Source organism: Exiguobacterium sp. s121 (assembly GCF_018617245.1).
Taxonomy (GTDB): domain Bacteria; phylum Bacillota; class Bacilli; order Exiguobacteriales; family Exiguobacteriaceae; genus Exiguobacterium; species Exiguobacterium profundum.
Map to the genome: position 1 here is coordinate 383,313 of NZ_JACSJV010000001.1, position 23,062 is coordinate 406,374.

The following is a 23,062-nucleotide window of genomic DNA, read 5'->3' on the forward strand; positions in this document are numbered from 1 at the left end:
ATTCATCATGGTCATGGTGAGCATCAACTGCATCACATACAATCACGAGAAGTACATCGCTCAGGCGATTGAAGGCTTTTTGTCACAGCGCACGAACTTCGAGGTCGAGATTCTGATCCATGATGACGCCTCGACGGATCGGACGGCAGACATCATCCGGGAATACGTTCAGAAATATCCTGAAAAATTCAACGTCATCTATCAGACGGAGAATCAATATTCAAAAGGCGTGTTCATCGCCCGGTTGAACGAGGAGCGGGCACGCGGCAAATACATCGCGGTTTGTGAGGGCGATGATTACTGGACCGACCCGTACAAACTGCAAAAACAAGTCGACTATATGGAAGCCCATCCGGACTGTACGCTTTGTTTCCACGATGCGTACGTCGAGACAGGTGGGAAGCTCCACACGAATTGGCACGTCATTCCATGGATGCCGGAAAATCGAAAGCTTGCTTCATCCGTGCCCCGGACGTATGATGCCGGAGAATTACAGTTACTCGGGTTCGTTCCGACGATGTCCATGTTGTATGTGAACGATTTCCGTGACGCCCCGCGATGGCTCGAGGAGACGCCGGCGCGAGATGCATCGATTCGCTTGTATATCACGAGCAGGGGATACGCCTACTACATGCCGGAAGTGATGAGTGTCTATCGCTACGAGGTGGAAGGGTCGGCGACGACCATGTGGAACGAGGGGAATGTCGAACGTGACGTGAAGCGACATGAGGACTTCATTCATTTTATCAACTTATTTGATGCCTATACCGATGGGAAATACCATCAGGATTTAGAGTTATCACGAATCTCTTTTGAAGTGGGGCTTCACCGATTGAAAGGAGAGTATGATGTGTTACGTTCCACTCGGTATGACGCGTATCTCGATCGATTCGTCGGAATCGATCGAATCCGACCTTACCTGATGATCAAGCAGCCGCATTTAACGGAGTGGCTGATCAAAGTACGAAACCGAGCATTCGCTTAAGCGAAAGGAAAGGGGTGATCTCACCATGAATGGTTCAAATGTAGAAGCAGATGCCGTCATTCCCGTCACGCGACCGAGTATGCCGGATTTTGATACGTATGTCGAGATGATTCGTCCCCTTTGGGAATCGCGTCACTTGAGCAACCGTGGCGAGCATGTGCGGGCATTAGAAGAAGAGTTAGAGCAGCGTCTCCACGTCCCGCACGTCTCTTTATTGACGAACGGTCATCTGGCCCTCGAAACGGCGATTGACGTGCTCGGATTGACGGGTGAGGTCATCACGACGCCGTTCACGTTCGCCTCGACGACGCATGCGCTCATCCGAAAACAAATCACCCCTGTCTTCTGTGACATCAACCCCGTCGACTATACGATTGACGTCGACAAAATCGAGGCGCTGATCACGGAACGGACGACGGCCATCCTCCCCGTTCATGTGTATGGGAACGTATGTGACGTGGAGGCGATTGAACAAGTCGCGAAACACCATGGGCTCCACGTCCTCTACGATGCGGCGCACGCGTTCGGTGTCCGGCACGACGGGCGCGATGTCTCGACGTTCGGCGATATGACGATGTTCAGCTTTCATGCGACGAAAGTGTTTCATACGATTGAAGGTGGGGTGCTCACGTTCCGGGATACCCGTTACATCGAGGCGATTCATCAAGCCGTCAACTTTGGGATCACCGGACCAGAATCCGTCGAATCGGTTGGGGGCAACGCCAAGATGAATGAGTTTCAGGCGGCGATGGGACGGTGCAACCTCCCACGGATTGATACCGACATTGAAAAGCGGAAACGTCTGGTCGAGCGATACGACACCCGTTTAAGGGACGCTTCGTTTCTTCGCTTGAACCTCCGGAATGAACGAACCGAGTCCAACTATGCGTACTATCCGGTTCTCGTCACGCCAGGGAGAGAGGCACGCGATGACATGATGGCATACTTAGCGCAGCATGGGATTCTCGCCCGGAAGTACTTCTATCCGCTCGTGACCGATTTTTCCTGCTACGCATTCGACGCATCCGTACCGAACGCCACGTACGTCTCGGATCGGGTGATCACGTTACCTCTGTATCCGGACATGACAATGGAGATGGTCGACCGCATTTGTGACGTAATCCTTGAAGGAGGGAATGAACGATGAAAGGGATCATTCTAGCGGGTGGGAACGGGACGCGTCTCTACCCGATGACGAAAGCAGTCTCGAAACAGCTATTGCCGATCTACGACAAGCCCCTCATCTATTATCCGATGTCGGTGTTGATGCTCGCCGGCATCAAGGAGGTTTTATTGATCTCGACCCCGAAAGACATCTCCGGGTATGAGCGACTGTTCGGTGACGGGCATCAACTCGGAATCTCGATTACGTACCAAGTACAAGAGCGTCCGGTCGGTCTCGCGGATGCTTTCATATTAGGAGAATCGTTCATCGGGGACGACTCGGTTTGCCTCATCTTAGGGGATAACGTCTTCTATGGCCCGAACTTGACGCGCTTTTTACAGGATGCGAAAGAGCGGCAGTCAGGCGCGACGGTGTTCGGGTATCCGGTCAAAGACCCACGGGCATTCGGTGTCGTCGAGTTTGATGCGGACCGTCGTGTCTTGTCCATCGAAGAGAAACCGGCGGTCCCGAAATCCAATTATGCGGTACCGGGTCTCTACTTTTATGACAATCAGGTCGTCGAGTTCGCGAAACAAGTGAAGCCGTCCCCACGCGGTGAGCTTGAGATCACGTCAATCAATCAGATGTATTTGGAACGAGGCGAGTTGAACGTCGTCTTGTTCGGTCGCGGGATGGCATGGCTCGATACCGGGACGCCTGAGGGGATGATCAAAGCCTCCATTTTCGTACAGACGGTACAGGAACGGCAAGGCTATTACATCGCATGTCTGGAGGAGATTGCGTGGCGTCGTGGGTTCATCACACGAGAGCAATTGGCCGACATCGGTCAAACGCTCAAGATGACCGATTACGGACAGTATTTGATATCGCTTCTAGAGGAAGGAGAACAGACCAATGCATACGATCCTAGTGACTGGCGGAGCCGGGTTCATCGGTTCAAATTTCATAAAACACTTTCGGGACAAACATCCAACGTCACGAATCCTTAACGTCGACGCTTTGACCTATGCCGGCAATTTAGAGAATGTCCAGGCGTTCGAGCACGACTCGCTCTACGTGTTTCGGAAAGTAGACATCCGCGACCGTCCGGCGATTGATGAACTGTTCTCTCTCTTTGAGATTGACGAAGTCGTGCATTTTGCAGCGGAATCGCATGTCGACCGAAGTATTCTTGAGCCGGAGTTGTTCCTCTCGACGAATATCCTTGGTACACAAGTGTTGCTCGACGTGGCCATGCGGCATTGGAAACGATATCCGGACGACAAATACAGTCGAGAATACCGAGACAATGTCTGTTTCGTCCATGTCTCGACGGATGAGGTATACGGGTCGCTCGGGGAGACGGGATTCTTTACTGAAGAGACACCCCTCGCCCCGAACAGCCCCTATTCCGCCTCGAAGGCCGGGTCCGATTTGCTCGTTCGTTCCTATCATGAGACTTACGGATTACCGATTAAGATCACCCGTTGCAGCAACAATTATGGTCCGTATCAATTCCCCGAGAAACTGATTCCGCTCATGGTGCACCATTGTATGACTGATCAACTACTCCCAGTATATGGGGACGGAGGACATATCCGAGATTGGTTACATGTACAAGATCACTGTGAAGCGATTGATCTCGTTCGGCAGCAGGGACAGGTCGGGGAAGTCTATAACATCGGCGGACATAACGAGAAGACGAACCTCGAGCTCGTCCGAACGATTTTACAGGCGTTTGACTTACCCGATGATCGCATCCAATTCGTGACGGATCGCCCTGGTCATGACCGTCGTTATGCCATTGACGCGACGAAAATGAAAGACGAATTAGGGTGGATGCCGCGCTATCGTTTTGAACAAGGAATCAAAGAGACGATTGAATGGTATCGGTCACATCCGGAATGGGTTGAGCGCATTGTCTCGGGAGCGTACAAAACCTATTATCAAGACATGTATTCTTCCTGAATTTGCACCGTTCTATCATCCCGGGGAAGGGGGGATCGACATGGTGATGGTCAGCATCGACTGCATCACATATAACCACGAACCATACATCGCCAAAACGATTGAAGGATTTTTGATGCAGGAAACAGATTTTGAATTTGAAATCCTCATTCATGAGGATGCCTCAACGGATCGGACGGCAGACATCGTGCGTAAGTATGAAGAACAGCACCCAAACCTCATTCGGGTCATCTATCAAACGGAAAACCAATATTCTCAAGGTGTGTTGGTGAATCTGTTGAACGAAGAGAGGGCGCGTGGCAAGTACATCGCGCTTTGTGACGGGGATGACTACTGGACCGACCCGCAAAAGTTGCAGAAACAAGTCGACTATATGGAAGCCCATCCGGACTGTACGCTCTGTTTTCATGATGCGTATGTCGAAACGGACGACACACTCCATACCGGATGGCGCGTCATCCCGTGGATGCCTGAAAACAGAAAGTATGCCTCGACGGAACCGCGGACCTATCATGCCGGGGAGTTACAGCTACTCGGCTTCATTCCAACGATGTCCATGCTGTACCGAAATGGACTGACAGACCATCTGTTAGATTGGATCGGCGATACGCCTGCCTTCGACGGCGCGCTCAAACTTCACGTCGCAAGCCAAGGTTACGCCTACTACATGCCTGAGGTGATGAGCGTATATCGATTCGGTGTGTCCGGGTCGGTCACCACGAAGTGGCGTCAACGAAACAGGGAGCGCGACATCGAGCGGATCGAGGCGTTCATCCGAATGATGGATGCGTTCGATTCCTATACGAATGGCAGATTTCATCAAGAAATCGAAATCTCTCGCTTATCGTTCGAGGTCGGGTTGCATCGACTTCGACGAGATTTTCAAGCGCTGAAGTCACCTCGGTATGATCAATATGTGGAGCGATTTGTCGGTAGAGAGCGGCTACGTCCCTACTTGATGGTGCGACATCCAATCTTGATGGAGTGGTTGATTCGCATGCGCTCGCTCCAGCTCGGTTAAAGGAGGCGGCTCAAATGAAATTAGGAATCATGCAGCCGTACTACTTCCCATACCTCGGCTATATTCAATTGATGAACGCGGTGGACCAGTTCGTTATTTTGGACCATGTGCAATTTGCGAAACGAGGATGGATTCATCGAAACCGTATTTTGGTCGAGGGACACATCAAACCGATCCATCTGAAAATCGATCATATGACACAACATCGTACGATCCGTGAGCATGAGCGGATTCTCGATCCAGTTCATGAGACTTATCAACTGCGCTTATTGCACCATGCGTATCAACGCGCACCAAGTTATGCCGACGTCATGCCGATGGTTGAACGAATCATTCAAAATGAGGAACGCAATGTCGCCACTTATCTAGAAACGTTATTGACGGAAGTGCGTGACTATCTCGAGATGGATACGGAGTTATTGGTCGCCTCTTCGCTCGACTACGACAAGTCGCTGAAGTGTGAACAATTGGTACTCGAGATTTGTCATCATTTGCGTACATCGCATTACATCAATGCGATTGGAGGACAGGAACTTTATGACAAACAGCGTTTCGCGGAATCCGGAGTGCCGCTTGATTTTATCCAAATGAATGCTGTGGAATATGCTCAATTTGGTCATCCGTTCACGCCCAACTTGTCCATCATCGATGTCTTGATGTTCAATTCGAAGACGAAAATGCGTGAACTACTCGATGCCTATACGCTCGTCTAATGGGGCGAGATAGATGCCGCAACAATTAGGGGAAAGGGGACGAACACGTTGAATACATCATTTGAATGGACCAATCGACGTCTTTTCTTCAGCCCTCAACGAGACGCATCACTCGACTGGATGGATGCGTTCGCACAAGGACCTTGTGTGTTGGAACGCGATACCTATTTACGAATCTACTTCAGTTGTCGACCGAAACCGATCGATGGACGATACGTCAGTCACAGCGGGTATGTGGATGTCGCAAAAGAGGATTTCTCGATTCTTCGAGTGAGTGAACGACCGATACTGGAGCTCGGTGCACGTGGGACGTTCGACGAGTTTGGTGTCTATCCGTTCTCAGCGATTGAGGTTGGGGATGAGGTGCACGCCTATTATGGGGGCTGGACGCGTACGGTGTCCGTTCCGTTTAATGTGAATATCGGAAAAGCCATCAGTCGAGACGGCGGACGTTCGTTTGAGCGTGTCGGTCCAGGACCGATCCTATCGTATACACTCGATGAACCGTTCATCTTGAGCGGTCCGAAGATTCGGCGTTTCCATGACACGTGGGTCTTGTTCTATATCGCCGGACGAGAGTGGGTCATGGATGGCGAACGTCCTGAACCGGTGTATAAGATTCGGCTGGCCACGTCGAAGGACGGGGTCACTTGGGTGAAGGCGGGACGCGATTTGATCGAAAGCGTACTTCCCAATGAAGCGCAGGCTAGTCCAGACGTCTTTTATGAGGATGGGCGCTATCATATGTTTTTCTGTTACCGGGACGCGACCGATTATCGGAAGAATCCAGAGCGGACTTATCGAATCGGATATGCCTCTTCTCCGGATTTCCTCCATTGGACGCGTGACGATGACGTGATGAAGTTCTCGCGGAACGAATCAGGATTCGATGACGAGATGGTCGCTTACCCCCATACGTTCACATTGAACGGGAAACGGTATTTACTCTATTTGGGGAATGAAGTCGGACGAGAAGGATTCGGCATCGCGGAGCGCAAGGAGGGAGCGAGATGAAGTGGAAGAAACTCGGACACATCTTCGACCCGGCGCCGTACGGATTTTTCGGGAAGTACTCCTCGTTCGCCCAGTCCCCTCAGGCGCTCGTCTTCGAGGATTTTGTGCGCATCTATTTCTCGACTCGCGAACCGGACGGTGACATGTTCAAGAGCCACGTCCGATATGTGGACATGACACGTGATTTCAACATTATCGACGTGTCCATAGATGAGGTTATCCCACTTGGAAAACGGGGGACATTCGACGAACACGGGATCTTCCCATTCCACGTCACGCGGACGCGTGATGGGCTTTATGGCTATACGAGTGGCTGGAGCCGTCGAGACTCTGTGTCGGTCGAAACGGGGATTGGTCTCACTGTCAGTCGGAACGAGGGAGAGACGTTCGAACGGCTCGGCGACGGACCGATATTATCGGCGAGCATCGAGGAACCGTTTCTCGTCGGCGACCCCTTTGTGGTCACACGGGAACAATACTATATGTATTACATTTACGGGACGACATGGAAAGAGGGTCCGGATGGCGTCCAGGAAAGGACCTATAAGATTGCGCTCGCCACGTCAGAAGATGGACAGACGTTCAAGCGTCACGGAAGAATCGTTTCGGATACAATCGCGGACGAGAGTCAGGCGCTTCCGACCGTGTTCGAAGCGGACGGACGCTACCATATGATTTTTTGTTTTCGAGACACCTTTGGCTTTCGGACCGACCCGTTACGCGGATATCGATTAGGTTACGCCTATTCGGAAAATCTGTTGGACTGGACGCGTGATGATTCGGCACTCGGATTCGAACGAAGTTCCGACGGATGGGATGCGGACATGGAATGTTACCCGCACGTCTTCGAGTGGGACGGTCGGCACTACCTCCTTTATAACGGGAACGAGTTTGGGCGACATGGATTTGGTGTCGCGATTTTGGAGGATGTATGATGACTCGCGACCAAGGGACGGTTTCTGATTATATGGCGCATCTTGAAGCGTGTGATCATCTGTTCCCGACCAAGCTGTCGGAGCGGGTAGAGTTAGAGCCATACGCTTTGAAGCTGCACGAACGGGCGACGTCGTATGAAATCTGGAACGACGGGCGTCTCGTCGGGCTAATCGCAGCTTACATGGATACGGACATCGTCTTCATCAGCCATATTTGCGTGTTGCCGGAAGCGCCGTCCGGTAGTGGGCACGCCTTACTGGAAGCATTATGCGAAGAAGCGATCCAGACGAACAAACGAAAGATTCACTTGCACGTCGAGGCAACGAACGAACGGGCGATTGCCTTCTACATGCGACACGGCTTCAGCGAGCTCGACCGAATCGATGATGTGCTCGTCATGGAGAGTATATTATGAAACGCATCTCTCTCGTATTTTAGAATAAGAAAGTTAAATACAAACCGAAGCTGATCCTCGTCCATCGTACGAGGATTTTTTGATGAATGCAGGAATCTGATAAGCTTTATCGAATACGACAAAAAGAAAAAGCGCCTGACCGAGGTCAAACACTTTTCTTGAGCTCTTGTTTCCGGTCGCGTTGTACTTTCCAAATCACCGATCCAACGATGATCAGAATTGGCGCGATGACCCATGGACGGGCTTCGAGAATCGAGACGAGTTCAAAAATGGAGAGCCATCCGCTCACCATAATCAAGACTAGCAAAAAGGTTTTCAGTCCCCCCCGGACCGGAAGCCAAAAATAAACGAACAATGTCACTAAGAAGAAAGCGATTAAGCCCATGCGGTTTGTCCTTTCACCCATCATTTTGACTCATTATAGCAAAGAACATCGAGAGAGTGTTAGAAGCTTCACTTCTTCGGCGTGTTTCGGTACGCTTATAAAAGATGATTGAAGGAGGAACTGATGTGAAATTTGGAATTATTGGTTTAGGATACGTTGGATTGGCTACACTTTGTGGTTTGGCAAAAGCCGGTCATCACGTTATCGGGGTTGAAGCGGACGAAGAGAAGCTACGTCTTCTCATGAGTGGACACCCGCCATTCCATGAACCAGGCATGGCAGAGGTGTTGCAAGAGCACGCCGACCAGATCACCCTGACAAGCCGAATCGCGGATACGGAGCAGGTCGACTATTTGATTCTTGCGGTCGGGACACCGAGCAAGTCGGATGGAAGCTGTGACTTATCTTATATCGAAGCAGTCTTGTCGGAACTAAACACGAAGCATAAAATCGTCATTCGTAGCTCGGTCCCGCCCGGCACGACAGACTTACTGAACATCATGTATCCCTCTCATACGTTTGCGATCGTACCGGAATTTTTACAAGAAGGACGCGCGCTCGCAGATGTCATGAAACCACACCGTGTCGTCATCGGGTGTGTAAACCTCGAAGTCGCAGAAGAGTTGGCAGGAATCTACGGACGCCTTGGCGTTCCGCTCATCTGTACGACACCGATCAATGCAGAACTCATCAAATACGCCTCGAACGCCTTTTTGGCCACGAAAATCAGCTTCATGAACGACTTGTCGCGTCTAGCCGATCAAGCTGGCGCTGACATTTCGACGATTGCGGACGGGATGGGACTCGATCCGCGAATTGGGCGTTCGTTCTTGAACGCGGGCATCGGGTACGGAGGTTCGTGCTTCCCGAAAGACATGAACGCACTCCTACACGTCGCGAGTGAAAACGAGATCGACCTACGTGTCATCCGGGCGGCGACGAAAGTGAATGAGACGCAAATCGAGTACGTGCTCTCAAAATTGAACGTTGAACCGAACATGCGCGTGGCTATCCTTGGTTTGGCATTCAAACCAGGAACAGACGATATGCGAGATGCCCCATCGATTCTACTCGCTCACCACATGGTGGCCCGTAACGTGGACGTCATCGGGTATGATCCGATTGCGACGTGGGACTATCCACAAGCGACGACGGTCGAAGAGGCGCTGAAGGGAGCCGATTATGCCATTCTCGTCACAGAATGGGATGAGATCGTGAACTTGGCACCGGATGCTTTCAACGGCATGCGCCAGCGTCGATTGATCGATGCACGAAACGCATGGAAGTTTGCACGCGATCCGGGCGATGTGTCATACGAAGGAATCGGACGGATGCAACGTCCGTCGAACACACCGACTTCAAACTAAAACTGTTCAGGACCGCTCATATAGGCGGTCCTGTTTTTGCGAGACGTGAATCTTTTGTAGCAGTCATGACGTATAAAAAGGAGAGGAGGCGAGGCATATGTGGATTCTCATTCTAGCAGCAGGAATCGTCATCGGGTTAGGCTTCGCGGTTGACAGGCTCGGTTGGTATCACTTGATCTCTGGATATAATACGATGTCGAAAGAAAAACAGGAGCGGGTCGACATCAAAAAAGTGGCGCGACTGATTGCCTGGATGTGTTACGGGATTGGTGCACTTTTTCTCATCATTGCACTTATCGAACTGTCTAGTTGGAACGTCCCGCTCGAACCGTTCTTTCTCGTCCTGATGGTATTCATTGTCGGGATGCTCTGGCGGATGCAACGCTATGACGGTAACATCTACGATGGAGCGGGGCGCTTGAGACCAGATGGGAAAAAACGTCTCATTCCGATCATCATTGTCTCTGTCGTCTTACTCGTCGGTGTGCCGGCGCTCATGTTTTGGTTCAGTCAACCGACTGAGGTGACCGTGACGGATGAAACGATTGTGATTGAAGGCAGTTATGGTCGTGAGGTCCCGTTTGATGAAGTGGCAGACGTGACATGGACGACATTGCCGGATATCGCGCGTCGAACGAACGGAGCAGATACGGGAACGCGTCTGACCGGACATTTTCGGACGGAAACAGGGGAGGATGTACTCCTCTTTATCGACCGCGATGTCGAACCGGTGATCCGACTCGATTGGTCAGAAAAAACAATCTATCTCAATCAGTCTTCGTTTAAAGAAACGAGGCAGTTATATGAGGACATTCGTTCACGCTGAAAAAAGGGACACTCAACGCGAGTGTCCCTTTTTGTTGACCCATGATTCGAATGAAGCCGCATCCAGGGCGGGTGAGAAGTAGAAGCCCTGTCCGAGTTCGACCCCTTCACGAAGCATGCGTGACAGGTCGCTTTCGGTCTCAATCCCTTCGGCGAGAGCGGTCAGCTGTTGCTCGTTCGCAAAGCGAGAGACGGCACGTAAGAAGGAAGTACTTTCTTTCGCCTTTCCACTCACATACATCCGATCAATTTTCACTTCTTGAATCGGTAGGTGCCAAATCGCTTCGAATGAGGCGTATCCGGTCCCGAAGTCGTCGATTGATAGGCAATAGCCGAGGTCGGAGATGTCTTCTAATCGTTCGAGTTCACTCGCATACGACATGATATCCGAGGACTCCGTCAATTCAATCTTCAATCGGTCAGGTAGCCACGGGTATACCTCAATCGAATCCCGGAGCTTCGCCACGATGGAAGGGTCGACCGAATGGGCCGACAAGTTGAACGACAAGGAGATGTCTTCAAATGAAGTTCCTTGCCATGCGACGAGCTGGGCAATCGTCTGATCGAGAATATTATGTGAGAGCCATAAGATTTGATCGGAACGTTCCGCGATGCGAATGAACTCGTTCGGTGGGATGACTCCGATGTCAGGATGTGTCCAACGAGCGAGCACTTCCGCGCCGACGACGCGACCGGTTTTCAATTCGACTTGCGGTTGATACGCGACCGTTAATTCTCCTTTTCGGATGGCGTCCGGAAGCGCTTGTTCAATCAGTGCGGCGAGTTGCATCTGGGCTAAAATTTCCGAGTCATACCAAACCGAAGGGGTACGTGTCTCTTTGGCGTGCTGTAACGCCTTCATCGCCTTGAACAGACAATCGTTGTAAGTCGATTCCGTCTCAGTTGCCCCGATTTGAATATGCACATTTTGACGTTTATGGTTGATTGTCACTTCTGTCGGGAAGAGCTCCAACAGCTCGTGCTCATCCTCGTACGAGAAGCCTTTGACATACAGCATAAACGTGTCGTCTCGGTATCGACCGAAGAGATGTTGGGCATATTTCGAAAGACGGGACTCGACGGCTCGCGCAAACTCAATCATGAGCAGATCAGCATACGCAGGGTCGTACCAATCAACGAGATGATGATAGTCATGAATCCGGATAAGGACAAATGCACCGTCAATCTCTTGCTTTTCCCACTTGCGAATAAAACCGTATTCGTTATAGAGATTGGTCGCCAAGTCGAAACGGACGAGACGGTCGACCTTCCGTTCCCGTTCGACCCGGTCTGTCTCATCTTCGACGATGAGGTAATACGTCAACTTTTCCTCTCGCTTGAGCGGCGTCAGTTTCACATTCAGATAACGGAGATGTTCCCCTTTCAGATGAATGATGAACTGGGCACTCGTCCCATGTTCAGTCACACCTTCGAGCGCTTGCTCGAACAAGCGGCGACCCGTCTCGGTGAACAATTGATTAATCTCATATAAGTTCCGGTCACCGAAAAACTGCCGGAACATCTCGTTGCGCTCAATTAAATTATACGAGTCATCCATCAGTGCGATGGCGAGTCCCGTTTCAGAGAAGAGGGACGACCAACGTTCGTGATAGCGCACGAGATCTTGCGAACGATTTTCAAGTTCATGAACAGTCGAATGGACACTCGTGGCAATCTCGCGTAACTCGTCCTCGATCCCTCGAAAATCATGTGTTTTCGGAAACATCGCTTCGACAGGTTCTAGGCTCGGGTCGATGGCGAGTGCGCGTGCCTTGAGATGCGCCAAATCGTGATTGTAACGATTGCGTGTATAGTAGAGCAGGAATAAGAGTCCGAGAGATAAGAGCAACGTCACCACGAATGAAGTGGTGGCTAAGACTTGATAATGCTTACTTTCTTCTTGAAGCATCGTCTCAGAACTCGAACGGATGGAACGAAGGGCACCATAGGCGTCCTCGTAGACATTCGTTGAATTGACGTAACGAGCTTCTAGAGACACCTCGCGATTCGCCATATTCGCAAAGGACTGCCCGCTTTCTGCTACGTCGATGACCGCTTTCGATTGCAGTGTCTCATTCGATTCGATGATGGTTTGAACAAGTGTCGCTTCGCCGACAATCATGTCCACGGTGTTTGTGAGTTGATCCGCATCAATCGGGTTACGGAAGAGGGCTTCGCGATTCCGCATAAGAATCGATTGCATTCGCATGATGGCATCAGTCAGTTCGTATGCCGCATTCGATTGATTCGTTTGCTCGAGTGCTTGATATAGCCATCGTCGATTGATGGAACTGATGACATCCGTTGGGACCGCTTCGAACTGTTCTGCCTCGAGAATTTGATTCAACTCATTTGAAAACGTCTGGAGTGTCTCCCGTTCCCGTTCGTTCACACCGTCCTCAAAGTCGTTCAATAAACGCTCATTGTATTGGAGTGCCCGTTCTTTGTACGGTGTGGAGAGGAAGGATGTCGTCTGATTCGACTGCTCCTCATACCGGGTCGCCGCCTCGAACAGAGACACGTATGCTTCGACACCAGCTAGGTCTGCCGCTTGATTCAAATTCGTAATCGTCTGGTCGATGGCTTCTTGTTTTTCATGCCAATAAAAACTCGTGCCAAGTCCAAACAACAGGACACCGATGAGACAAGCAATCGCGAGCACCATCGTGTAGGTACGGTATGGAATTTTTGCAAAACGGGGTTGGCCCATCCGGCACCTCCTTTTTTCCTTCATCATACTTCCGAATTCGGGTCAGGCGATAAAAATCCTGCAAAACGAAAGAAAAACCCGACTTTTGTCGGGTTTTTTTGCGTGACGAAAGTCACGGTCGTTTATAACCGATTAAGCGTGACTGCCAATACGGTTCTTTACTGATTTGGTTGTATCCTAATCCGGATGAACCGGCATGGATGAACGTATCGGAATTGATCATGATACCCATGTGCGATGGCCCAGCGGTATATGTGTTTTCGAAGAAGACGAGGTCACCGGCCTGCGGGACGAATGACTTGGGTAATTGTGGTCCGAAATAAGCACCACCCCAATAATTAGCCACGTTTGTCCGTGGGATGCTGACGCCGGATTGATTGAATACATAATAGATGAGTCCTGAGCAATCGAATCCACCATTTGCCGGGCTTGATGATGCCCATACGTACGGTGTGCCGACGAAGCGTTTTGCCACATCGATGGTCGAAAGCCTAGTAGCTTGGGCACTTTGCCCTTTGATTTCAGTGACGGCTGATTTTGCGACGAATCCTGATGCGAGACGATAGTGGGTCGATGTCTCTCCGATCACGTTCAAGAGTTCTCCCCGAAGTGTCGAGCCGACCGTGCTACTCGACTCGTTCGCCTGTGACCGAATCGATGTCGGATAGTACGTATAATATGAATTCGAATCATAAGAACCTTCAACCCAAGACGGGCCGTCTGCCGAACCTTTCGGGACAGTTTTCACATAAGCCGAGGCGACAAATCCTACCGTATTCCCGTAATAGATTTGAAGCCAGCCTTTTGACGACTGGACGACGCGCAACGTCTGTCCTGCTTTGACACTCCCGATGATGGTCGCGCTCGTCGATGCGCTCGAACGTACGTTCAAGGACGGTGTGTTGACGATATAATCGACAGCCGCATTACCAGCACCGGCATCGCCTTCGTTCGGAGCCGGGTTGCTCGGTGTCGTGGACGTCTGCTTCAAGTAACCGGCGCTCACGTATCCGGACTTCCCATTATACGTGACATAGTACCAGCTGCCCGACTGTTTCGTCGCTTTGACGACGGTTCCGTTCGGGATGGTCGTGACGAGCGGATAACCGACTCCTGCACCTTGTCGAACGTTCAAGTTTGCCGTCGTAGTGAATTGTTGATTGATCGATTGTCCTGTACTCGGTGTTGTCGGTGTCGCCGCTCCTGATGTCGTTAAATATGTATTGGCGACATATCCTGTTTTCGACCCGTACTTCACTTTCGACCATGACCCTTCGACAGATAAGACGGTCACGGTCTTGCCTTTTGGAATCGTGAGCAATACGGTCGTCTTCGTAGACTTCGACGAACGCAGATTCAAGTTGGCTTTCGTTTGAGCTGTAGCCGAGCTCGGTGTGACCGTTGTTGGTTTGTCGGTACTGCTAGACATAGATGCCTTTTGCAAATAGTCGTTATGCACCCATCCGGTCTGTCCGCCGTAACTGACTTTTGTCCATGAACCGTTTGATTGAATCGACGTGAGCGTCGTACCTTTTGGAATCGTCAAGAGGACGCGATGCCATGTTCCGCCCGCGACGCGCATGTTCAATGCGTGTGTCGTCGTGACGCGGTTCGTACTCGCCGTGGTTAACGAGGAACCACCAGTCGCAGCAGAGGGACTGCCTGTGAGCTTTAGTTTTTGACCGATGCGAATGCTATCGGAAGAGAGACCGTTCAACGATTTAATCGTCGCAACGGACACATCATAGGACCGACTGATCGACCATAACGTATCACCCGAACGCACCGTATGTGTGCTCGCCGCTGCTGCTTCGTCTGCGTGGGCAAGCACGCTGACCGCTGCAAGTGCCGCGAATGAATAGGTGAGACCAGACTTTGGATTCATAGCGTCACATCCTTTCAAAGAGTGAGAACGAAACAATTCAACAAGTGAAACAATACAAGTTCATTGTACGGTGAGAGGAAAAGGACAATCAATGGGACAAAGGGTCAATTCACACCACTTTCTTAAAAAGGAGGTCAATAATTTATAAATGGGAATAAATTCAAATTCTGTTTATTTAAAAACGAAGCAAGCATTGACTCTCTGTTGAATTTTGGAAAACGCTGTATCGGATGATTCATGCTATCATTAGGTCAAATTTAAATGGGTGAGGTAGCAGACTGATGATCGAGAACAACTTTTCAAACCGAGTATATCGTAAACATCAAGAGAAACTGTTCGCGCTCGTACGGATGCCGATTGTAACGGGAGAAACGGTGCAGGAGGCAATTCTGTATATGTGTGAGATTGTCGCCGATATGTTGGCAGTCGATACAGTCTCGATCTGGCATTTTGATACATCGCATCGATCTATTTCATGTCAAGTCGCTTATTCTCACGAATCAGGGACACATCATCCGAAGTTGACGGTCCATCGTGAACTCGCGCCTGACTATTTTGATGCGCTTCAAACAGAGCGAATCCTTTCGTTTGAGGATGTTCGCAGTCATCCATGGGTGAAGGACTTGTACAAAGAGTACTTCGTAGAAGGAAAGCGTGTGTACTCCATGCTAGATGCTCCGATTTATGCAAACAATCGTGCCACAGGTGTGATTTGTTGCGAGACGTTTCTGCCTCGGAAGTGGAACTATCTTGAGGAATTGATTGTGAGTACACTTGCGGATTTTATTGCCATCCTGTACTTCCGGCTTGACCGGCAGCTTGTGGATGAACGGATTCATCAGTTAGCCTACACGGACGAACTGACAGGTTTGATGAACAAATATGCATTTGTCGAGGAAGTCGATCAATTACGTCAACAAGCGAGAGGGTTTTTAGGAGCAGTTTTATATATTCGAGCAGATGATTTTCGGTCTATTGAGGATGCGATTGGAACCGAAACATCGAATTTGATCGTGAAAGAAATGGCGAAACGACTACGAGCAGTAATCGATGAATCTAGGATGGCACGTACCTCGCAATCGGGATTTGTCATTTGGGTACCTTATGGGGAACGGAGGAAAATACGTTCGTTTGCAGAACATTTATGCGAGCAAGTGACGCGTGCGCCATATCGAGTCAATGAATTAGACGTTGTACTGACGACGAGCGCATTCATCTCCATTGAACATGAAAGTCGATCTACTTTGGATATGATTCATACAACACGTGTCGTTGCAGGTCAATCAGATGAGAAACGTGGGGTCATCAAGTTTTTTGAAGAGGCCATGGCGCAAGAAGCATCTGAGAGACTCTTGTTAGAGATGAATTTACGTACTGGTGTGATATCAGGTCAGTTTGAACTGTATTTCCAACCGAAAGTGAATGCTTCCTCAGGTAAACTGAAAGGGTTTGAAGGGTTGATGCGCTGGAATCACCCAGAGCGAGGTCTCGTGCCGCCGCTCGACTTCATTCCGCTTGCCGAATCAACGGGTGTCATCATCGACTTAGAGGAATGGGCGTTCGTGACGGCTTGTCGCCAACTCAAACGTTGGCATGAACGGGGAGACCGGTATGAACTCGCCCTCAATTTATCGGCGCGTCACTTCTTATCCGAAGGGGTCGTCGAAAAGTTTGCCCAAATCGCACGGGAAGAAGGGGTCAGTACGAGTTATTTGACCTTAGAAATCACGGAAAGCGTCGGGATGGAGAACCAGAAGCACGTCATCGATCGTTTTGTTGCATTCCGAGAAGAAGGTTTTTCCATCTCGATTGACGACTTCGGGACAGGGTTCTCGGCGTTCGTCTACTTGAAGCACTATCCGATTCATGAGATCAAAATCGATCGCCAGTTCATTCAAGTGACTGAGAATGACCCGACCGGCAACGTCATCGTCGAATCGATTGTCGATCTGGCACGTGGCTTGAACTTGAAGACGGTGTGCGAAGGCGTCGAGACGCCTGAGCAGTGGAACGCGTTACGCGAACTCGGCTGTGACGAGATGCAAGGATATTATTTCTCTAGACCGTTACCGCTTGAAGAACTTGAAGAATGGATTGTTGACTATACGACACAGAAAAGGGACGCCTGAGCGTCCCTTTTAGAATTGTATATATCAATATCTTTCACTCTTATAACTTACCTAAAGTTTAGATTGGGGACTCAAATACATATGAATAGCTCAACGCCACAACAGTCAACTCATGAAATTACTTTTTTTAGCCAATTCAAGAATTATATCTTGTTAGGGTTATTGGGAATTTTCTTGGGATGCTTAGATCAATATGCGAGTAGTTCCCCTTTGATTGATTTTGATACTACACTTGAGTTTTGGCTATTCCTAGTGACATTAGTAGCTGTGTTTAGCAAGTCACGATTAAACGCTTCCATTCATTCGATTATTTTGCTTGTTTCCACAGTTTTAGCTTATTACCTAATGTTCTATTTGAACTTAGGATTCTTACCTTATCAACTATTTGGAATATGGCTAACTATCGCAGTCCTATCCTCTGTCTATGCGTTAATCATTTGGAATGCCGGTAAAAGAGGGATAGGCGCAGCTATTTTAGGTTCAATACCTACTGCCTTTCTATTCAAACAAGGCTACTATTTTCTTCCAGATCTCTTATTTAATACTGAAGCAGCTCAAGTACGTATTCACTACTTTGGTATCGATATTCAAAGTGGATTTAATCTTGTGACTGCGGTTGTGCTTTATTCAATATTTTTTAAGATAACAGAACGTCGAATCATTTTAACGGTTTCTACGGTTATCATATTCTTCATTTTTAAAGAAACTGGCATCCTGTCGTTTCTGCCTTTTTAAATATAAAAAGAAAAGCATCTACTTTATTCGCGTTGAAATGAAGTAGGTGCTTTTTTGTCTATAGTCTGCAAAGGACGCCTGAGCGTCCCTTTTGCTATGGCATGAATGTGATTCGAATTGTGGTGCCGTGTCCCGGTGCACTGTCGACTTCTATTTTCCCGCCGTGGGCTTCGATGATGTCCCGTGAGATGGCCATGCCGAGACCACTCCCGCGTGCGTCGTCTGTATTCGTGCCTCGGTAATAGCGTTCAAAGATATAGGGCAATTCGGATTCTGCAATCCCATTTCCATCATCTCCAATCGTCACGACGTCACCCTCGATGTGGACCGTCACGTGCACCGAATCGTCATTATGGAGAAGAGCATTATACAAGAAGTTGAGCAAGGCTCGCTTCATAAAGTGACGATCGAGCGAGACGGTCGCTGCTTGAGTAGCCTCAAACTCGATGTGACGCTCCCCAAAGCGAGAATCGTTCAACACGTCGATGACGAGCTCACGAACGAACGGCTCGAGGTTTGTCTCTTCGAGCGTAAGTGGGAAATCGCCGTGTTGCAGACGCATCGTCAAATTGAAATCGTCGAGCAGTTCCTTCATATACTTAGCCTGTCGTTCAATCACATGTACGTATTGTCTGTGCTCGGTGTCATCTAACGAATCATCATCAAGTAGTTCGGCGTAGCCTTGGATGGAGGCGAGCGGGGTCTTCAGGTCGTGCGATACGTTGCTCATCCACTCTTTTCGACGTTCTTCGAGTTCTTCGCGCTGACGTTCATACGTTTTAAGTGTCTGTGAGACGGCATTCAAATCATAGAAAACAGGACGGTAAATCCCTGACTGCTTCGGTTCGGTAGTCGAAAAATCACGTTGCTTCAGCTGTTGAATCCGTTCGGTCAAGCGATATACAGGGCGCGTCAATCGTGAACTGAACAATAAACCGATCAAGGCGGCGACAAGTAAATCGACAACTAGAATCCAGAAGAACGCCTTCGTGATATACGAAAGGACTGCCTGTTCGTCTAACATAAAGAGCACCCGACGCTCATTTGCCTCCGGCACACCGATGAGATAACTGTACGATTCATACTCCCCGATGAAGTAGAGTCGGAGGTCATCATCCATATATTTATACATTTGAATCAATTCGATTGGAGAATAGGCGTCTGGTAATCCACTCGGGGCATCGACCTCGCTGACGACACGTCCCGTCTCATCTAAAAAGCGGACGAATGCACCCGTTTGGCGAAGAGCTTCCCGCCCGGCTTCTGACACAACGGGTTCACCGTCCTCAAGCGATACATAGGTGCTGAAGTTTCGGGTGAAGGTCTCCCCGGCGTTGCTCTCGACATCATCAAGTCCCGTTCGATCATTGATAAGGAGGCCGAATAAGATTGTAATGTTCAAGAAGACGACGAGCGCGACAATAAGGAGAATCGACAACAAATAGCGACCGGTCAGTTTCCATTTCATCATGATCGCTCCTTATACCGTCAGCCGATAGCCAAGTCCCTTGACCGTCTTGATATATGTCGGATCAGATGGATTCGGTTCGACTTTTTCACGGAGACGTCGGATGTGTACCATGACCGTGTTGTCGGATCCGAAGAATGACTCACCCCACACTTGCGTGAAGAGCGTCTCCTTGCTGAGAATCCGGTTCGGGTTGCGTAAAAAGCAGGCGAGAAGACCGACTTCTTTAGCCGTCAACTCCAATCGTTCCCCGTTCACATACACTTCTGTCTCGTCTTCATTCATTTGAAAGGGGCCGACGGTCGTCGTCTCAGGCATTGGTGCTTCCATCATTGAAACCCGTCGGAGCTGAGCCTTTACACGGAATGCCACTTCTTTTGGACTGAACGGCTTCGTGATGTAGTCATCTCCACCGATGGCGAGACCGAGCAGTTTATCGACCTCTTCCGATTTGGCAGAGAGAAAGAGGATCGGGATGTTGGACTGCGCTCGCATCTGTTGGCAGAGCTGATAGCCTTCACCGTCCGGTAACATAACGTCTAAGATCGCCAAGTGAGGGCGGAACGTCTCGAAGACATCAAATCCGTCTTTCAATGTGTGAGCGGTCCGAATCTCATGAAATCCTTCTTTTTCAAGCGCGCGTTGAATCAATATACATAAATCTTGTTCATCATCCACGATGAGAATCCGTGGCTGTTCCATCGTCATCACCTCTTTCTAAGCATATCACGTAAGGATTTTGTAAGGTACGCGTGAGTTGGAGTTAAGACAGAGGGCGTAATGTAAGGGACAGAAAGAGGTGCTGAACATGGAAACATTATTACAAGTAAAAGCGATTCAAAAGACATACGGGAAAGGGGACGCGACGTTTCGAGCGCTCGATGACGTCTCCTTCACCATTGAACATGGCGAGTTCGTTGGAATCATGGGGCCGTCCGGGGCTGGGAAATCGACGTTGCTCAACGTCCTCGCGACAATCGATACACCGACGTCGGGTGAGATTTTAGTCGAAGGCGATGACATTGCGGCGATGAATGAGGAGGCTCTTGCCGATTTCCGACGTGACCATCTTGGATTCATCTTTCAGGACTATAACTTGCTCGATTCATTGACGGTCCGGGAAAACATGTTGCTCCCGCTCGCCGTCTCGAAGACGCCGGTTCATGAGACACGCGCAAAGGTCGAACGGTTAGCGAAACGATTCGGACTCGAAGGAATCCTCGAGCAGTACCCGTATCAAATCTCAGGCGGACAGAAACAACGGACGGCTGTTTGTCGGGCGCTCATCTCGGACCCGAAACTCATCTTTGCCGATGAGCCGACTGGTGCGCTCGACTCGAAGTCGGCGACCGATCTCTTAGATACCCTCGCTCGGTTGAATGAAGCGGAGACGACCATCATGATGGTGACGCATGACGCCTTCGCCGCAAGTTTTTGCCGCCGAGTCCTCTATATTCAAGACGGACAGTTGAAGAAAGAGCTCATTCGCGGCAACGCCTCACGAGACGCATTCTACCAATCAATCCTCGAGGAGCTCGCGAAAGGCGGTGCGGTCGATGACGCTATTTGAGCTCGCTAAGAAAAACGTCGTACGGAATCTGTCGCGATACGCACTCTATGTCGGGACGACCATCTTTTCCATCGTCATCTACTTCACGTTCGCGACACTCAAGCACAGTCATGAAATCAGTGCGCTTGCGGAAACATCGCAAAAGATCAGCGGGTTGATGAGCACGTCGACGTTCATCCTCATGTTGTTCGTCGCTTTGTTTATCGCCTACTCGAACGCCTTCTTTTTGAGAGGACGTAAGCGAGAGGTCGGGCTCTACTCATTACTCGGGGTCCGAAAGAAACAGATTGGACTCTTGCTCTTGTTTGAGAATATCGTCATTGGAGCGGTGTCCTTGGTCGTTGGAATCGTGCTCGGCCTGTTCGGGTCGAATGCGCTTTTGCAACTGTTGATGCGATTGATGGACAGTGACTTGAACATCGGATTCGCTTTCTCTGCGTCGGCATTCATCGAGACGTTCCTTGTCTTTCTTGCTATTTTCCTTTTCACATCATTCCAAGGGTACCGCGTCATCTATCGCTTCAAGTTGATTGACTTGTTCCATGCGGATAAGAGTGGGGAAGGAGTTCCGACGGCGAAAGGATGGGTCGCACTCACAGGTGTGCTCACGATTGGAGCGGCGTACTGGCTCGCGCTCCAAGATTTGATGACGTCATCGCTATGGCGAATGCTCGGACTCGCGATGCCGCTTCTCATTATCGGATTGAGTGTCATCGGGTCTGCGCTTCTTTTTCACAGTGTCTTGATTTTCGCATTGACATGGTTGAAAGGGAACGAACGTTGGTCGTGGAAACGACTCAATTTGTTGACGACGTCACAGCTCCTCTATCGCATTCGCGGGAACGCGAAGACGCTCACGTTGATCAGCATCATCAGCGCGACAGCAATTACGGCAGGAGGTGCCATCTTTAGCGTCTACTACTACGCGGAAGAGAATGTCGCCTCTTATACACCATACACGTATGCCTGGAAAGGGGATGCGGTCGAGGTGAACGGAGCGACGTTCGAATCAAGTGTCGAACAAAAGACGATTCGGACGGAAGCGCAATACGGAGAGCGTGAGCTCGGGGTCATCGATGAATCGACATATCGCCATCTTCTGCAAGGTCTCGGCGTGGCAGAGCCGGCACCGTTCAGACAGGATGAGGTCGTATGGGTCGACCCGTTCTATGACGAACGTTACTCGGAGAATCTTGAATCGGTCGAACTGTCAGGACAGACGGTTGACGTGTCGACGCGTCTTGAAGAATCACCGCTCAACGTGATGACGTTCGGCGGGTCGTTCCTCGTCGTCGCCGACGACATGTTCAAAACGATGACGGAGCCGAGCGAGACGTATCACGTTGCCCTCACGGAGTCGTTCAAAGATCAGCGCGAACAGTCTGAGCGTCTAGCGGGACTCGGGCTTGAATCGTTCTCGAGTGCACCGGACGTGTACGCCGAGACGATGGCAATGAACGGGGCGCTCCTCTTTGTCGGGACATTCCTTGGGCTCGTCTTTCTCGTTGCAACAGGTAGCGTCATTTTCTTCAAGACGATGACGGAGGCAGAGGATGACCGGGCGAAGTATGCGATATTACAGAAAATCGGGATATCCGATCGGGACGTGCGCCGGACGGTGCGCCAACAGATCATCGTCGTATTTCTCGCCCCGTTCGCGCTCGGGATTCTTCATGCGACCGTGGCGCTCATCGCGTTTTCAAACTTGTTGAGCATGAATTTCACGATACCGGTTCTCGCGTGGATGGGCGTCTATACGACCATTTATGCGGTCTATTATGGCATCACAGTTCGCCGCTTCATGACGGCGATTCGATAAGGAGAGAAAAAT

The 23,062-nt window shown here is 50.1% G+C and carries 20 protein-coding genes; 15 read left to right on the plus strand and 5 right to left on the minus strand.

Features of this window, described 5'->3' with window-relative positions; translation table 11 throughout:
- Window positions 1-7 precede the first annotated feature (7 nt).
- Genes KOG47_RS02070 through KOG47_RS02110 form a run of 9 tightly spaced genes read left to right on the plus strand, consistent with a single transcriptional unit; the run spans window position 8 to window position 8,157 of the window.
- Window positions 8-985, plus strand: coding sequence for a glycosyltransferase family 2 protein (locus tag KOG47_RS02070; RefSeq protein ID WP_214690498.1), 978 nt, complete (start codon window positions 8-10; stop codon window positions 983-985).
- Between the two features lie 25 nt (window positions 986-1,010).
- On the plus strand, window positions 1,011-2,132 hold the full coding sequence (locus KOG47_RS02075; protein ID WP_214690499.1) for a DegT/DnrJ/EryC1/StrS family aminotransferase: 1,122 nt from the start codon (window positions 1,011-1,013) through the stop codon (window positions 2,130-2,132).
- Entirely contained in the window at window positions 2,129-3,100 is a 972-nt protein-coding gene (gene rfbA / locus KOG47_RS02080) for a glucose-1-phosphate thymidylyltransferase RfbA (protein WP_214690500.1), read from the plus strand. The genes KOG47_RS02075 and rfbA overlap by 4 nt, the downstream gene beginning before the upstream one ends.
- Window positions 3,006-4,058 carry a dTDP-glucose 4,6-dehydratase gene (rfbB, locus tag KOG47_RS02085; protein WP_214690501.1) on the plus strand — a complete coding sequence of 351 codons (1,053 nt, stop codon included), beginning with the start codon at window positions 3,006-3,008 and terminating at the stop codon, window positions 4,056-4,058. Before rfbA ends, rfbB begins: the two co-directional genes overlap by 95 nt.
- 40 nt (window positions 4,059-4,098) lie before the next feature.
- Window positions 4,099-5,079 carry a glycosyltransferase family 2 protein gene (locus KOG47_RS02090; RefSeq protein ID WP_214690502.1) on the plus strand — a complete coding sequence of 327 codons (981 nt, stop codon included), beginning with the start codon at window positions 4,099-4,101 and terminating at the stop codon, window positions 5,077-5,079.
- A gap of 14 nt (window positions 5,080-5,093) precedes the next feature.
- Window positions 5,094-5,792, plus strand: a complete 699-nt coding sequence (locus KOG47_RS02095; protein WP_159562884.1) for a WbqC family protein — start codon at window positions 5,094-5,096, stop codon at window positions 5,790-5,792.
- A 48-nt stretch (window positions 5,793-5,840) separates the two neighbouring features.
- On the plus strand, window positions 5,841-6,806 hold the full coding sequence (locus KOG47_RS02100) for a glycoside hydrolase family protein (protein WP_251125260.1): 966 nt from the start codon (window positions 5,841-5,843) through the stop codon (window positions 6,804-6,806).
- On the plus strand, window positions 6,803-7,741 hold the full coding sequence (locus KOG47_RS02105; RefSeq protein WP_215243661.1) for a glycoside hydrolase family protein: 939 nt from the start codon (window positions 6,803-6,805) through the stop codon (window positions 7,739-7,741). Before KOG47_RS02100 ends, KOG47_RS02105 begins: the two co-directional genes overlap by 4 nt.
- Window positions 7,741-8,157 (plus strand): GNAT family N-acetyltransferase, encoded by a 417-nt coding sequence (locus tag KOG47_RS02110; protein WP_215243662.1) that lies wholly within the window; start codon window positions 7,741-7,743, stop codon window positions 8,155-8,157. Before KOG47_RS02105 ends, KOG47_RS02110 begins: the two co-directional genes overlap by 1 nt.
- 145 nt (window positions 8,158-8,302) lie before the next feature.
- On the opposite strand, the gene KOG47_RS02115 is transcribed toward KOG47_RS02110, so the two are convergent.
- A complete protein-coding gene (locus KOG47_RS02115; RefSeq protein ID WP_214690505.1) occupies window positions 8,303-8,563 on the minus strand; it encodes a hypothetical protein in 261 nt (86 codons plus the stop codon).
- 104 nt (window positions 8,564-8,667) lie between these two features.
- On the opposite strand from KOG47_RS02115, the gene KOG47_RS02120 reads away from it, so the two are divergent.
- Window positions 8,668-9,909 (plus strand): UDP-glucose dehydrogenase family protein, encoded by a 1,242-nt coding sequence (locus KOG47_RS02120; RefSeq protein ID WP_159562880.1) that lies wholly within the window; start codon window positions 8,668-8,670, stop codon window positions 9,907-9,909.
- A 97-nt stretch (window positions 9,910-10,006) separates the two neighbouring features.
- The gene (locus KOG47_RS02125; RefSeq protein WP_215243663.1) at window positions 10,007-10,735 is read left to right on the plus strand and encodes a DUF3784 domain-containing protein; all 729 of its coding nucleotides are present in this window, start codon (window positions 10,007-10,009) and stop codon (window positions 10,733-10,735) included.
- Between the two features lie 12 nt (window positions 10,736-10,747).
- Here KOG47_RS02125 and KOG47_RS02130 read toward each other — a convergent pair whose 3' ends face one another.
- Window positions 10,748-13,444, minus strand: coding sequence for an EAL domain-containing protein (locus KOG47_RS02130; protein ID WP_215243664.1), 2,697 nt, complete (start codon window positions 13,442-13,444; stop codon window positions 10,748-10,750).
- Between the two features lie 112 nt (window positions 13,445-13,556).
- Window positions 13,557-15,329 (minus strand): C40 family peptidase, encoded by a 1,773-nt coding sequence (locus tag KOG47_RS02135; RefSeq protein ID WP_214690509.1) that lies wholly within the window; start codon window positions 15,327-15,329, stop codon window positions 13,557-13,559.
- Window positions 15,330-15,610: 281 nt separating this feature from the next.
- Here KOG47_RS02135 and KOG47_RS02140 point away from each other — a divergent pair, with 281 nt between their 5' ends.
- The gene (locus KOG47_RS02140) at window positions 15,611-17,458 is read left to right on the plus strand and encodes a sensor domain-containing phosphodiesterase (protein WP_215243665.1); all 1,848 of its coding nucleotides are present in this window, start codon (window positions 15,611-15,613) and stop codon (window positions 17,456-17,458) included.
- A gap of 81 nt (window positions 17,459-17,539) precedes the next feature.
- Window positions 17,540-18,193, plus strand: a complete 654-nt coding sequence (locus KOG47_RS02145; protein ID WP_214815688.1) for a hypothetical protein — start codon at window positions 17,540-17,542, stop codon at window positions 18,191-18,193.
- A gap of 94 nt (window positions 18,194-18,287) precedes the next feature.
- Here the strand turns inward: KOG47_RS02145 and KOG47_RS02150 are convergent, their stop codons facing one another.
- Window positions 18,288-19,661 (minus strand): sensor histidine kinase, encoded by a 1,374-nt coding sequence (locus KOG47_RS02150; protein WP_306462364.1) that lies wholly within the window; start codon window positions 19,659-19,661, stop codon window positions 18,288-18,290.
- Between the two features lie 12 nt (window positions 19,662-19,673).
- Window positions 19,674-20,363 (minus strand): response regulator transcription factor, encoded by a 690-nt coding sequence (locus KOG47_RS02155; protein WP_074035939.1) that lies wholly within the window; start codon window positions 20,361-20,363, stop codon window positions 19,674-19,676.
- A 106-nt stretch (window positions 20,364-20,469) separates the two neighbouring features.
- On the opposite strand from KOG47_RS02155, the gene KOG47_RS02160 reads away from it, so the two are divergent.
- Both KOG47_RS02160 and KOG47_RS02165 read left to right on the plus strand, forming a co-directional pair.
- Complete coding sequence (locus KOG47_RS02160) at window positions 20,470-21,231, plus strand: ABC transporter ATP-binding protein (RefSeq protein WP_159562873.1); 762 nt, start codon at window positions 20,470-20,472, stop codon at window positions 21,229-21,231.
- Entirely contained in the window at window positions 21,218-23,050 is a 1,833-nt protein-coding gene (locus KOG47_RS02165) for an ABC transporter permease (protein ID WP_215243666.1), read from the plus strand. Before KOG47_RS02160 ends, KOG47_RS02165 begins: the two co-directional genes overlap by 14 nt.
- The last annotated feature ends 12 nt before the right edge of the window (window positions 23,051-23,062 follow it).